This window comes from Sphingobium chungangianum (genome assembly GCF_977014255.1).
Window position 1 is genome coordinate 735,116 of the sequence record NZ_CDRNIV010000002.1, and the last position, 13,267, is coordinate 748,382.

The window sequence follows — 13,267 nt, forward strand, 5'->3', positions numbered from 1 at the left end:
GGCGGAGCTTCTCTCAGGCCGCTCCGCCGCTGCCATATGCACTGCCCGATTTGACGCACGTCAATTTGTTCGCGGCAAGTAAGTATATACTCACATCTTGAGCGAACCGGCATTTCTGCCGCCGCGCACCAAGAGAGGAGCGAAGATGAACGCGCATAGCCAGCCACATCCGGCGACCACATGCCCCCTGCCCATCGCCGACCGCGATGGACTTCGCTGGGCGCTGCAGGACGCCAACCTGCCTAGCCTGCTGATGGTTTACACGACCTATGCGCAGGACCGCGAATATCTGGACAGTTTCGCGCCATACTTGACCGGCATCTACACGGCAGAAGCGCCGTCGAACGTGCCGGAGGAAATGGCGCAGGATCTGCGGGATCGCCTCTTCACGCTGTTGACCAACCCGACGCCGCCGGTGGAACGCCCGATCGATCCTGAACTGCTACGCCGGATGATGGGCGTCAGCGTCGGCGAAGATGTCGATCCCACGATCATGCCGGTGCTTTACGACCAGATGGGCTTTGAACGCCCGGTGCCGCGCAAGGACATGCCCGGCCGCATCCATCCGCCCGCCGGCTTCCGCGTGCTGGTGATCGGCGGCGGCATGACCGGCATCGCCGCGGGCATCAAGTTGGGCGAGGCGGGCTATGACTATACGATCATCGAGAAGAACCCTGACCTTGGCGGCACATGGCTGGAAAACCGCTATCCCGGCGTCGGCGTCGATACGCCCAGCCACTTCTACTCCTATTCCTTCGAACTGAACCCCGATTGGAGCAGCTACCATCCGAAGGGGCCGGAGATTCACAGCTATCTGACCGGCGTCGCCGACAAATATGGCATCCGCGATCATGTCCAGTTCGGGACGAAGGTGCTCGCCACCCGCTGGAGCGATGCGGACAGCAACTGGCAAGTCACCTTGCAGGATGTGAAGACCGGCGCGGAACGGGTGGAAGTGGTCAATGCGGTCCTGCTCGCCCATGGCGTTCTGAACCGCTGGTCCTTCCCCAATATCCCCGGCCTGGACAGCTTCAAGGGCACCAAGATGCACACCGCCGGATGGGACCCGGACATGGACCTTACCGGAAAGCGCGTGGCGGTGATCGGCACGGGCGCCAGCGCCGCCCAGCTCGCGCCCGCAATCGCTGACAAGGTCTCCAGCCTCGTCATCTTTCAGCGCTCCAAACATTGGGTGCTCAATAACCCGGAAATCACCGCCCCGGTGAATGACAATATCCGCTTCGCGCTGCGCAACATTCCCCATTACAAGGAATGGTTCCGCTTTCGCGTTTACTGGTTCACCGGCGACGGTCTCTATGGCAATGTGAAGAGGGACCCGAACTGGCCCAACCAGGACGTCTCGATCTCTGCTCAGAATGACGGCGCGCGCAGCTATGCGCTGCAATATATCCATCGCAAGCTGGCGGGCCGTCCCGACCTCATTGAAAAGGTCGTTCCCGACTATCCGATCTTTGGCAAGCGCATCGTTCTGGACGCCGACGGCGGCTGGCTCGACACTTTGCTGAAGCCCAATGTCACGCTGGAAACCGACCCCATCGATCATGTCGAGGAAAATGCGATCGTCACCAAGAGCGGCCAGCGCTACGAAGTCGATGTGATCGCGCTCGCCACCGGCTTTGAACTGGCCCCCGCGCTCGGCCCGCTCAAGGTTTATGGCCGGGGCGGCTGCGATCTGGCGGCGGCATGGGGCAAGGACGAGGCGCGCGCCTATCTGGGCGTGATGGCTCCCGCCTATCCCAACTTCTTCATGACGCTTGGGCCGAACAGCGCGCCCAACCATGCGGCGGGCGTCAACATGGTTCTGGAAGCGCAGATCCACTATATCGTCGAAGCGCTCGACAGGATCGTGGCCGCTGGCGGCAAAGCGATCGAGCCGACGGAGCGGGCGTATCTCGACTGGAACGAGAAGGTCGATGAGCAAATGAAGCAGATGGTCTGGACCCACCCCAAGGCCAAAAGCTATTATCTGAACAGCAAGGGCCGCAACTATGTGTCCTGCCCGTTCAAACTCGCCGAGTACTGGAACTGGACACGCAATCCTGATCCGGAAGCGATGGTCATTTCCTGAGCTTCAACAGAAGGCAGCAAGAGGGGCCTGATCCATTCGGACCAGGTCCCTTTGTCGCACCCGCCATGTTCAGGGGTCGTCATCCCGGACTTGATCCGGGATCCCGCTCTCTTTGTGATATTTTCAAAAGTAGCGGGACCCCGGGTCAAGCCCGGGGTGACGGAACGCAGACTTTGAAGCTACGGTTTGGCCAAAGGTCGACAAGGCACCAAAGCACCCCGCGGTCAATCTTCGTCAATCAATATCCGCGCCGCTGCGCCTTCGCTGTCATCGAACTGCCCATTGCGCAGCGCCCAGAAAAAGGCGGCAAGGCCCAGCAGGCCGAGGAACAGGGCGATCGGGATCAACAATCCAAGGCCGGTCATTTCGCGGCTCCCTTCAGGCGGAGGGCGTTGGCGATCACAATCAGCGAAGATGTGGACATGGCGATCGCCGCGACAAGCGGCGTCACCTTGCCCGCAACGGCCAGCGGCACGGCCAGCACATTATAACCGATCGCCAGCGCAAAATTCTGCTTCACCACGGCGATCGTCCGGCGCGCCGCGCGAACCGTCACCGCCACGGGCGCCAGCCTGTCGCCCAGGAACACGGCGTCGGCCGTCAACTGGCTCGCGTCGCTGGCAGAAGCCGGAGCCATGCTGGCATGACCCGCCGCCAGAGCAGGGCCGTCATTCAGCCCGTCGCCCACCATCAACACCTTCTCGCCGCGCGCCTGTAACCGTCCGATCAGCGCCAGCTTATCCGCCGGGCGCAGATGGCCGATCGCCGTCGTGCCGGTCGCACGCGCGATCTCTTCCAGAGCTTCGGGACGATCCCCGCTGGCGATCAGCGTCTTGAGGTCCATCGAGCGCATCTCGCTCAGCGTTTCCGCCGCATCCGGGCGCAGGGCGTCGGAAAAATGCAGCAGCGCCGACCGCTCCCCGAACCGATATTCGCTCGCAAGGCCGAACAGGCTGACGACGCTGCGTGGCCGGGCCAGCGCCACCGCCACACCAGCATGATCGGCGAAGATGCCCTCTCCCGGAACTTCGCGGATACGGTCGAGGGACGCCGGAGCGACTTGGCGGGCCTCCAGCGCCTGCCGCAGCGCGTCGCTCAACGGATGACGAGAGCCCCTTGCCAGCGCCAGCAGGATCGACTGATCCTCACACTCCAGCCGGTCGAGCGCCTGCGGCACCGGACGGCCCAGCGTCAGCGTGCCCGTCTTGTCGAACAGCGCCTCGCTCACTTCCGACAGCCGCTCCAGCGCCGACCCGTCCTTCACCAGCACGCCGCGCCGCATCAACGCGCCGCATGCAACGATCTGCGCCGCCGGGACCGCAAGGCCGAGCGCGCAGGGACAGGTGATCAGCAGCACCGCCACCGCGATCAACAGCGCTTGATGCGCGCCTGCACCCGCAATCATCCACCCTGCGAAAGACAGCGCTGCAAGCAAATGGACGCAGGGCGCATAATAGCGCGCCGCACGATCGGCGATCTGGACATAGCGGGACTTCCCCTGCCCCGCTTCCTCCATCAGCCGCGCTATGTCGGCAATGACCGTATCGGCCCCGGCCGCCGTCACCTCCACAGTGATCGGCCCTTCGACATTCATCGCCCCGGCCTGCACAATGTCGCCAGCGCGGACGCGAACCGGCGCGCTTTCGCCGGTCAGGAAGGCGATGTCGATGCCGCTTTCTCCTTCCACGACCCGGCCGTCGGCGGCCAGCCTTTCGCCCGCCGCGACGATCATGCGCATGCCGGGACGCAGCGCACTGGCCGCTGTCCACTGGCTGCGGCCGCCTTCGGCCAGCACCAGCGCGCCAGGCGCCGTCTGCTTCAGCAAAGCCGCCACGCCAGCCCGAGCCCGCCCCCGCATCATGCTGTCGAGGCAGCGCCCCGCGAGCAGGAAGAACAGCAGCATCACCGCGCCATCAAACCAGGCATGTTTGCCGCCACTGATGGTTTCGAAAAGGCTCATGGCGGTGGTCAGCAGCACGCCGATGCTGATCGGCACGTCCATGTTCGTGCGCCGTTGTCGCAACGCCGCCCAGGCGGAACGGAAGAAAGGCTGGCCGGCATAAGCGACGGTCGGCAAAGCGATCAGCGCCGATAGCCAGTGGAACATCGTCCGCGTGGCCCCTTCCGCGCCTGACCAGATCGACACCGACAGCAGCATGATGTTCATCGCCGCGAAGCCCGCCACGGCAAGCGCGCGCACCAGCGCCTTGCTCTCTGCCGCCGCGACATCCTGACCCGGATCAGCGAGCGGCTCCGCGTCGAACCCGAGCGCGACGATCGCCGCCTTCATTTCCGGCGGGGTCAGTGCAGGATCATGGCTGATCGCGACCCGCTTGGCGCTCATATTGACCCGCGCGGAGTGGATGCCGGGCGTCAGTGGCAGGCCATTCTCGATCTTCGAGATGCACCCCGCGCAATGAATGCCCGGCACCGCGAACAGGCTTTCCTTCGCTTCAGCCGAAGCTTCCTCGTTGAGAACAGGCTGGCTGGCCATCAGTCGATCTCCCGCAGCAAATGTTCTTCTCCGCCGCCATGGCGAATGTCGAAGCGCAGCTGCCACCGGCCACCGGGCAAGGCGCGATCGCTCACATAAAGTCCCGGCGCGGCCTCATGCAGGCGCAACATGATATCCGGCGCGCGCCCAAGCGGATGTTGCGCCACCGCGCTCATCTGCGCACCCTGCACGTTCAGCTCCATCCGCACATGGCGCGCGGGGTCCAGCGTCACCCGGTCGCGCCAGCCCAGCTTTTCCTGCGCCCGCGCCTGCGCCAGCCAGCCGTTGAACTTCTGGCTGGCGACATAGCTATTCTCCACCACTGTCCCGCCGAAGGATCGCACGGCGATCGTCGCCATCAGCATGTTCACGGCGATGACGACGGCAAAACCCGCGACGAGTATCGCGGTCATGTGCCAGCCGGTGAATGGACGGGCATGTTTCATGTTCAGGGCCTTTCGAAACGAGCGTCTTCGCTTTCGCCGCCGCCTTCGCGGTCCAGGGCGCGCACGGTGAAACGGAGATCCTGCCGCGCCGGACCTGCGGAGGGCATCGTTAGGAACAGGCGCAGCTTGGTCACGCTGTCAGCAGCGACCGTTGCGCGCACCGCATCACTCGCCTTTTCCCGCGATCCGGCGTCGGTCCAGATCTTTGCGCCGGGCAGACCCGTAACGCGCACCTCCACGTCGCGCGGGCGCGCCTCCATATTGCGCAGCTTCACCGTATAAGCGTTGCGGATCGCGCCGTCCGACAGGCGCACGAAGATCGGATTGCGATCCTGCTGCGCGCTGATGTCGAGCCGCGTCCGCGCACCCAGCGTGAACAGCATCGCCGCACCAATGCTCGCCCACACGCCGAAATAGGCGATGGTCCGCGGGCGCAGCAATGTCTTCAGCACCGGTTTTGACGCCGCACCCTTCTTCTCCGCTTCCGCATCGTCCTCGGTGCAATAATCGATCAGCCCGCGCGGCCGTCCGACCTGCGCCATCACCTTGTCGCAGGCGTCGATGCACAGCGCGCAGGTGATGCAGCCGATCTGCGGCCCTTCCCGAATATCGATGCCGGTGGGGCAGACCGCGACGCACTGGCTGCAATCGATGCAGTCGCCAAACTCTCCCGGATGCGCCTCCGCCTTTTTAAGGCTCCCACGCTTTTCGCCGCGCCAGTCCTTATAGGTGACGACGAGCGACTTCTCGTCGAGCATCGCGGTCTGGATGCGCGGCCAGGGGCACATATAGATGCACACCTGTTCCCGCATGAACCCGCCCAGGATGAAGGTCGTGGCGGTCAGCACCCCCACGGTTGCATAAGCGACCAGCGCCGCCGTCCCACTCCAGAACTGCTGCTGCAGCGTGGGCGCGTCGGCAAAATAGAAAATCCATGCGCCTCCGGTGATGAAGGCGATCGCCAGCCACAGGCTCCACTTCCCCAGCCGTCGCGCCAGCTTGCCGACGCTCCAGGGAGCCTTGGCGAGCTTCAGCTGCGCATTGCGGTCGCCATCAATGAAGCGCTCGACATGCTGATAAAGGTCGGTCCACACCGTCTGCGGACAGGCATAGCCGCACCACGCTCGCCCCACCGCCGAAGTAACGAGGAACAGGCCGATCCCCGCCATGATGAGCAGTCCCGCCACATAATAAAATTCGTGCGGCCAGATTTCGATTGAGAACATGTAGAAGCGACGATGCGCCAGGTCGACCAGCACGGCCTGATCCGGTGCATAGGGCCCCCGGTCCCACCGAAGCCATGGCGTGCCCCAATAGATGGCGAGCGTGACCGCCATGATCGCCCATTTGAGGCGGCGATAGAAGCCGTCCACCGCCTTGGGATAGACGCCCTTGCGCTTCTCGTAGAGCGAGGGGGAGCCCGACATCAGCATCGGCTGCTCCCCGGAACAACTACACTCCCCGCCATCCCGGGCTTGACCCGGAATCCCGCTTCTTCCCCACGCCCATGACAAAGGGCAGCGGGACCCCGGATCAAGTCCGGGGCGACGAAGAGGGCGGGGTTTTTATTGCGCGGCATCGCCCGGCACCTTGGCCGCAACCTTCACCGGCACAGCCTCACCCCCGCCAAGGCTGTGCACATAGGCGGCCAGCATGCGGATCGTCGCCTTGTCCAGCTTGTCGTCCCAGCGCGGCATCACGCCATGGCGGCTGTTCCAGACAGTCTCATGGATAGTGTCCGCGTCGCCGCCATAGAGCCAGATCGCGTCGGTCAGGTTCGGCGCGCCGAGCTCCCGGTTCCCCTTCCCCGCAGGTCCATGGCAGACGGCGCAGTTGTCGGCAAAAACCTTGGCCCCCCGCTGCGACGCCGGGCTGGGCCGGTCCTGCCCGCTGATCACCCGCACATGCGCGACCACGTCGTCGACCTGCGCAGCGGTGAGCAACTGATCCTTGCCGAAAGCGGGCATCAGCGACTGGCGGGTTGCTGCATGATCGGGATTACGCACGCCATCGGTGATGGTCTTTTCGATCGCGGCCAGATCGCCGCCCCACAACCAATCGTCATCATTCAGGTTGGGATAGCCTTTTGACCCCGCCGCGCCCGATCCATGGCACTGCACGCAATGCACGCGAAACGCAGCGCGTCCACCCTCGACCGCCGCCTGCATCAGTTGCGGCCGCGTCGGCAGCACGTCGATGGAGGTGTCGGCGATCGCCTGCCGAACCGGCGCAATCTGCTGTTCGCGGACGGCCAGTTCCTTATCCAGCGCACCCCGGCTCGACCAGCCGAGCACGCCGCCTGTCGCCCGGTCGATCATCGGCAGGGCGGGATAGGCGATCACGTAACCGATCGCGAACAGGATGGTCGCGTAGAATGTCCACAGCCACCATCGCGGCAGCGGCGTATCCAGTTCCTGAATGCCGTCCCATTCATGATGCTTGATCTCTGTGCCGGTGGCGGCGTCGATCCGCTTGTCATCAGCCATGATCCGCCTCCGCATGCTCAGTCTCGAAAATGGCGCGCGCGGCCTGCGCACTGCGCTCGCGCCCTTTGGGCCGGAAATGCCAGCCGATCAGGACGGCATAGGTCACACCCATGAAGACCAGCCCCCAGCTATCGGCGAAATGCCGCAAGGCGTCGTAGCTCATCGTTCAACCTCCTGCGGCTTGGCGCTTTCCACATCGACCAGCGTGCCCAGCATCTGGAGATAGGCGACCAGCGCATCCATCTCCGTCACCTTGCCGGGATCGCCGTCAAAGTCCCGCGCCTGCGCTTTGGGATAGCGCTTGATAAGGTCCGTGACGTCCGCATCCGGATCGGCCTGCGCCTTCAGGTCGTCATTGGCCTTGGCGATGGCATCCTTGCTGTAAGGCACGCCGACATTGGACAGCGCCGTCAGGTCCTTGCCCATGTCGCCGGACTTCAACTCCCGCTCCGCCAGGAAGGCATAGCCCGGCATGATGGACTCCGGCACCACGGCGCGCGGGTCCTTCAGATGCTGGACATGCCACTCATCCGAATATCTGCCGCCCACGCGCGCCAGGTCAGGGCCTGTGCGCTTCGATCCCCATTGGAACGGATGGTCATACATGCTCTCGGCCGCCAGGCTGTAATGGCCATATCGTTCCGTCTCGTCACGGAACGGCCGGATCATCTGGCTGTGGCAATTGTAGCAGCCCTCGCGGATGTAAATGTTCCGCCCCGCCAGCTCCAGCGGCGTATAGGGACGCATGCCCTCCACCTTCTCGATCGTGTTGTCGATCCAGAAGAGCGGTGCGATCTCCACGATGCCGCCGATGGCAACTACGATCAGAGACGCGATGCCCAACAGGGAGACGTTGCGCTCCAGCTTGCCATGGTCCCAGAACTTGGCTTTGGTCTTGCTTGTCATGTCTTGGAGTCCCTTAAGCAGGCTGGGCGACAAGCGGCCGGTCCGCCGCCGGATCATAGGCCGCATCGCTCATCGGCTTCTCCGCACGCAGCGGGCTGCCCGCGATCGTCTTGCCGATGTTCCAGGCCATGATGATCGCCCCGGCGAGGTACATGAGGCCCCCGGCAGCCCGGATCACATACATGGGGAACATGGCGCTCACGACTTCGGAAAAGGCGTAGACGAGGTAGCCGTCGCTGCCATATTCGCGCCACATCAGCCCCTGCATGATGCCCGCCACCCACATCGACGCGGCGTAGAGAACGATGCCCAGCGTCGCGAGCCAGAAGTGCCAGTTCACCAGCCGTAGCGAATAGAGCCGCTCGCGCTTCCACAGACGCGGCGTCAGATAATAGAGGCAGGCGAAGGTGATGAGGCCATTCCAGCCCAACGCGCCCGAATGCACATGACCAATCGTCCAATCGGTATAGTGGGACAGGCTGTTGACCGCCTTCACCGACATCATCGGCCCTTCAAAGGTGCTCATGCCGTAAAAGGCCAGCGCCATCACCATCATGCGGATGATCGGATCGGTGCGGATGCGGTCCCATGCGCCATTCAGCGTCATCAGGCCGTTGATCATCCCGCCCCAGCTCGGCATCCACAGCATGACCGAAAACACCATGCCCAAAGTCTGCGCCCAATCGGGCAGCGCGGTATAGTGAAGATGGTGCGGACCCGCCCAAATATAGAGGAAGATCAGCGACCAGAAGTGGATGATCGAAAGCCGATAGCTATAGACCGGCCGCTCCGCCTGCTTGGGCACGAAATAATACATCATGGCGAGGAAACCGGCAGTCAGGAAGAAGCCGACCGCATTATGCCCATACCACCATTGCGTCAGCGCATCCTGCACGCCTGCGAAAGCGCTGTAGCTCTTGGAACCGAGAAAGCTCACCGGCACCGACAGGTTGTTGACGATGTGCAGCATCGCGATCGTCAGGATGAAGCTCAGGTAAAACCAGTTCGCCACATAGATATGCGGCTCGCTGCGGCGCAGGATGGTGCCGCCAAAGACGACCAGATAGGCGACCCAGACGATGGTCAGCCAGATATCGACATACCATTCCGGCTCGGCATATTCGCGCGCCTCGGTAATGCCCATGACATAGCCGGTCGCGGCCAGCACGATGAACAGCTGATAACCCCAGAACACGAACCGTGCGAGCGAGGGAAAGGCGAGCCGCGCCCTGCAAGTCCGCTGCACGACATAAAAGCTCGTCGCGATCAGAGCATTGCCGCCGAATGCAAAGATCACCGCCGACGTGTGCAGCGGCCGCAAGCGCCCGAAGCTCGTATATTCGATGCCGAGGTTCAGCGCGGGAAAGGCAAGCTGCAAGGCTATGAAGAGCCCGGCAAGAAACCCCGCCAATCCCCAGAAGACCGTCGCGATCACGCCCCAGCGGATCGGATCGTCATCATATTTCCCCTGATCGGCGGGCATTTTCAACAGGCCGCGGGCGATACCCGCATAATCTGCGCCACCAATCGTCACCACAACCATCAGCAGCGCCGCCGCGCAAGCGATGGCCATATGGACGGCAAAGCCGCTGTCCACCGCCATCAACGCCGCCAACAAGGTCAGCATAGCAAGCGCGAACCAGCCGCCCGATTTCAATAACAAACGATCCATCGGATTTCCCCGCGAAAGGTCTTTGCAGCGCCCCTCGTCCGGTCGCCGCCCCTATGCTCTGACCTCTGGCAAAGGCGACGCGGCGGGTATGTAGGGGAATATCCTTAGACAGATTGTCGCTGATACTCCCCCTCCCGTTCACGGGAGGGGAAGTGTCGGAACCGAAGACCGGCTATCACTCGCCCTCGGCCATGCTCTCCAACCGGTCGACATCGGAAATCCGCACCCCGCGCCGCCCGGCCAGCGAGATCACGCCCAGCCGCTTCATGTCGCTGATCTGACGCGAGACGGTTTCTATGGTTAGCCCCAATATGTCCGCGATCTGCTGGCGCGACAGAGGTAGGTCAATCACGCCGTCCGGGTCCGCGCGCAGCCGCCTGCTCATGTCCAGCAGGAAGGACGCAACCTTCTCTCGCGCATTCTTTCGCCCCAGCAGGAGCATCCAGGCTCGCGTCCGATCAAGGTCGTCCAGCGTCCGCTGGAGCAGCCGATGCTCAAGCTCCGAATGCTGGCGCGCAAAGCCGTCAAAAGCGCCGCGTGGGTAAAGGCACAGCCGCGCGTCGGTGAGCGCCGTTACGCTATGCGGCGTGCGCGCGCCGAAGGGCCGCCCGATGAAATCCGATGCATAGACCACGCCGACAATCTGCTCGCGCCCGTCGCCGGTCGATGTGGCGAGCTTCAGCGTGCCTTCGATCACATTGGCAACGACCATGCTGTCATCGCCCTCCCACATTACAGTCTGCCCGGCCTGCAACGTCACCCGTCGCCCGATCCGGTTGAGCGCCGCGCGCTCCTGCGGGTCCAGATCGGCGCAAATCGCCTGATCGCGCACCTCGCACCGATCGCAATAGCTCGCACTGCAGCCTCCGGCAGCCGGGGTCATCACCGCCGCCATTTCGGCACCGCCGGGCGCCTTTTGCGCCAGATCAAATTGCATATCCATGCCCGCTGCATGCCGCCATGCGGGTTTCAGACCTATCCGTAAATCTCCCTAGCGATCCCCTCCTCCGTCACCCCGGGCTTGACCCGGGGTCCCGCTTCTTCAATGCCAAAACCATGGAGCGCGCACGAAAAGGCGGTTGGGTTTACATTATGAGCGATCGATATCGCGGAACGATGTATGTGGGCGTGACGTCAGACCTTTCCGCCCGCATCCCCCAGCATAAAACCGGCACCGGGTCCGACTTCTGCGCGCGATATCGCTTATACCGACGGGTCTGGGCCGAACGGAGCGATGACATCTTGGCATGCATAGAGCATGAGAAGCGCCTGAAGCGCTGGCAACGTCAGTGGAAATTCGCACTTATCGAGCGCGCCAATCCGAACTGGGGGGACATGTTCGAACTGCTCGCCTGAAGGTAGCGGGACCCCGGGTCAAGCCCGGGGTGACGACAGCTATACCCTCACCCCACCCCCGCATGAAAGGCGATCCGCAGCGCTTCGGCCAGGCTCTTCACCTCCAGCTTCTGCATCAGGTTGGCGCGATGAATCTCCACCGTTCGCGGGCTGATCCCCAGGTCGAAGGCAATCGTCTTGTTGGGCAGTCCTTCGACCAACCCGTCAAGCACATCGCGCTCCCGATCGGTCAGAACATTCAGCCGCGCCCTTGCATCCTCCGCCCGCGCTCCGGCCCCACGATCGGCCGCCGACAGCAGCCGCGCTGCCTCGACGCATCCCAGCAGCGCTGCCTTCTCGAACGGCTTTTCAATGAAGTCGCTCGCCCCCGCCTTCATCGCCGCGACCGCCATGTCAATGTCGCCATGGCCCGTCATGATTACCACCGGCAGCATGATGCCGCGCGCGCGCAATTCCCGCTGCACCTCGAGCCCGTCAATGTCGGGCATGCGCACGTCCAGCAGCACGCATCCCGGTTCCAGTCCCGCCGCTTCCTTCAGAAACGCCGTGCCGCCCTCGAACAGCCGCACCGCATAGCCGCTGGTCTTTAGCAGGAAGGACAGCGACCGGCGGATCGCCTCGTCATCATCGACGACATAGATGGGGAAAGGTTCGCTCATGCTTTCAGTCCGCGCTGTCCAGGGTGAAGTGAAGGGCCGTGCCGCCCCATTGTGACGGCTGCGCCCAGATGCGCCCGCCCTGTCCTTCAACAATGGTCTGGCTGATCGACAGGCCAACGCCCATGCCGGACGGCTTGGTGGTGGTGAAAGGGTTGAAGAGCGTGCGTGACATGTCGGGGTCCAGACCCATTCCGCTGTCCGCGACGATCACCTCCACCCGCCCATCCTCGGCCGGGACGGCGGACAGGCGCAGGATGCGTGCGGGGCTGCTCGCCATCGCCTCCACCGCATTCTTGATGAGGTTGATGATCACCTGCTGCAACTGCACGCGGTTGACCAGCACATTATTCACGCGCCGATCGACGCTGATGTCCATGTCGATGCCCCGACTGTCCATGCCGATAAAAGCGAGCGCCGCCCCTTCGGCCAGCAACTCGCGCAGCGATTCAGGCTGGCGCATCGTCTCACCGCGCTTGATGAACTCGCGCAGCGATCGAATGATCTCGCCCGCGCGCAACGCCTGCCGCGCGCTTTCGTCCATCGCCTCGCGCAGCATCTCACGATCCACCGGCCCATCGGCGTCCAGCAGGTCGCGCCCCGCCTCCAGATAGTTTGCTATCGCCGTCAACGGTTGGTTCAACTCATGCGCCAGCGCGGACGCCAGCGTCCCCATAGCCGTCACCCGGCTGGCATGCGACAGTTCCGCCTGAAGGTCGGCGACGCGCCGCTCGGCCTGCTGCCGTTCGGTAAGGTCGCGGATGAAGCCGGTGAACAGCCGCTGCCCCCGGTCATGCACCTCCCCCACCGACAATTCGATCGGAAAGGTCGATCCATCCCGCCGTCGCGCGCTGGTCAGGCGGCCGATGCCGATGATCCGTTTTTCGCCGGTACTGAGATAATGGTCGATATAGCCGTCATGCCGTTCCCGATCCGGCGACGGCATCAACATGGAGATATTTTCGCCCAGTACGTCCGTTTCGGCATATTGGAACATGCGCTGCGCCGCCGCGCTGAAGGACACGATGCGCCCAGCCATGTCGATGACGATCAGCGCGTCGGGCACCGTCGCGAGGATCGAACCCAGCAGCGCCTGTTCCAGGCTATGCTCGCGCTCGCTCAAGCCTTCCGTGTCATCGTCGTCCGCCACCGCCATCGGGTT

At 63.5% G+C, this 13,267-nt stretch carries 13 protein-coding genes; 2 read left to right on the forward strand and 11 right to left on the reverse strand.

Translation table 11 applies throughout. From position 1 onward, the window contains the following. The first annotated feature begins 145 nt into the window (after positions 1-145). Positions 146-2,089, forward strand: a complete 1,944-nt coding sequence (locus tag ACWNC0_RS03390; RefSeq protein WP_449469594.1) for a flavin-containing monooxygenase — start codon at positions 146-148, stop codon at positions 2,087-2,089. Positions 2,090-2,313: 224 nt separating this feature from the next. On the opposite strand, the gene ccoS is transcribed toward ACWNC0_RS03390, so the two are convergent. From ccoS to ACWNC0_RS03435, 9 genes are all read right to left on the reverse strand, one after another. Continuing rightward, positions 2,314-2,454: a cbb3-type cytochrome oxidase assembly protein CcoS gene (ccoS, locus tag ACWNC0_RS03395; protein ID WP_196226890.1), complete on the reverse strand. Its 141-nt coding sequence runs from the start codon at positions 2,452-2,454 to the stop codon at positions 2,314-2,316. Next, positions 2,451-4,583, reverse strand: coding sequence for a heavy metal translocating P-type ATPase (locus ACWNC0_RS03400; protein ID WP_449469596.1), 2,133 nt, complete (start codon positions 4,581-4,583; stop codon positions 2,451-2,453). Before ACWNC0_RS03400 ends, ccoS begins: the two co-directional genes overlap by 4 nt. Then, positions 4,583-5,029: a FixH family protein gene (locus tag ACWNC0_RS03405; protein ID WP_449469598.1), complete on the reverse strand. Its 447-nt coding sequence runs from the start codon at positions 5,027-5,029 to the stop codon at positions 4,583-4,585. Before ACWNC0_RS03405 ends, ACWNC0_RS03400 begins: the two co-directional genes overlap by 1 nt. 2 nt (positions 5,030-5,031) lie before the next feature. After that, positions 5,032-6,462, reverse strand: coding sequence for a cytochrome c oxidase accessory protein CcoG (gene ccoG / locus ACWNC0_RS03410; protein ID WP_449469599.1), 1,431 nt, complete (start codon positions 6,460-6,462; stop codon positions 5,032-5,034). A gap of 132 nt (positions 6,463-6,594) precedes the next feature. Further along, positions 6,595-7,515 carry a cytochrome-c oxidase, cbb3-type subunit III gene (gene ccoP / locus ACWNC0_RS03415; protein ID WP_449469600.1) on the reverse strand — a complete coding sequence of 307 codons (921 nt, stop codon included), beginning with the start codon at positions 7,513-7,515 and terminating at the stop codon, positions 6,595-6,597. Continuing rightward, a complete protein-coding gene (locus ACWNC0_RS03420; protein WP_449469602.1) occupies positions 7,508-7,678 on the reverse strand; it encodes a cbb3-type cytochrome c oxidase subunit 3 in 171 nt (56 codons plus the stop codon). The genes ccoP and ACWNC0_RS03420 overlap by 8 nt, the downstream gene beginning before the upstream one ends. Beyond that, positions 7,675-8,421, reverse strand: coding sequence for a cytochrome-c oxidase, cbb3-type subunit II (gene ccoO, locus ACWNC0_RS03425; protein ID WP_449469604.1), 747 nt, complete (start codon positions 8,419-8,421; stop codon positions 7,675-7,677). The genes ACWNC0_RS03420 and ccoO overlap by 4 nt, the downstream gene beginning before the upstream one ends. A 13-nt stretch (positions 8,422-8,434) precedes the next feature. Continuing rightward, complete coding sequence (gene ccoN, locus ACWNC0_RS03430; protein WP_449469606.1) at positions 8,435-10,093, reverse strand: cytochrome-c oxidase, cbb3-type subunit I; 1,659 nt, start codon at positions 10,091-10,093, stop codon at positions 8,435-8,437. Positions 10,094-10,268: 175 nt separating this feature from the next. Beyond that, positions 10,269-11,036: a Crp/Fnr family transcriptional regulator gene (locus ACWNC0_RS03435; protein ID WP_449469607.1), complete on the reverse strand. Its 768-nt coding sequence runs from the start codon at positions 11,034-11,036 to the stop codon at positions 10,269-10,271. Between the two features lie 113 nt (positions 11,037-11,149). On the opposite strand from ACWNC0_RS03435, the gene ACWNC0_RS03440 reads away from it, so the two are divergent. Beyond that, entirely contained in the window at positions 11,150-11,449 is a 300-nt protein-coding gene (locus tag ACWNC0_RS03440) for a GIY-YIG nuclease family protein (RefSeq protein WP_449469609.1), read from the forward strand. Between the two features lie 47 nt (positions 11,450-11,496). Here ACWNC0_RS03440 and fixJ read toward each other — a convergent pair whose 3' ends face one another. Together fixJ and ACWNC0_RS03450 are read right to left on the reverse strand one after the other, a co-directional pair. Further along, a complete protein-coding gene (fixJ, locus tag ACWNC0_RS03445; protein WP_449469611.1) occupies positions 11,497-12,108 on the reverse strand; it encodes a response regulator FixJ in 612 nt (203 codons plus the stop codon). A gap of 4 nt (positions 12,109-12,112) precedes the next feature. Continuing rightward, complete coding sequence (locus ACWNC0_RS03450) at positions 12,113-13,261, reverse strand: sensor histidine kinase (RefSeq protein ID WP_449469613.1); 1,149 nt, start codon at positions 13,259-13,261, stop codon at positions 12,113-12,115. Between the last annotated feature and the right edge of the window lie 6 nt (positions 13,262-13,267).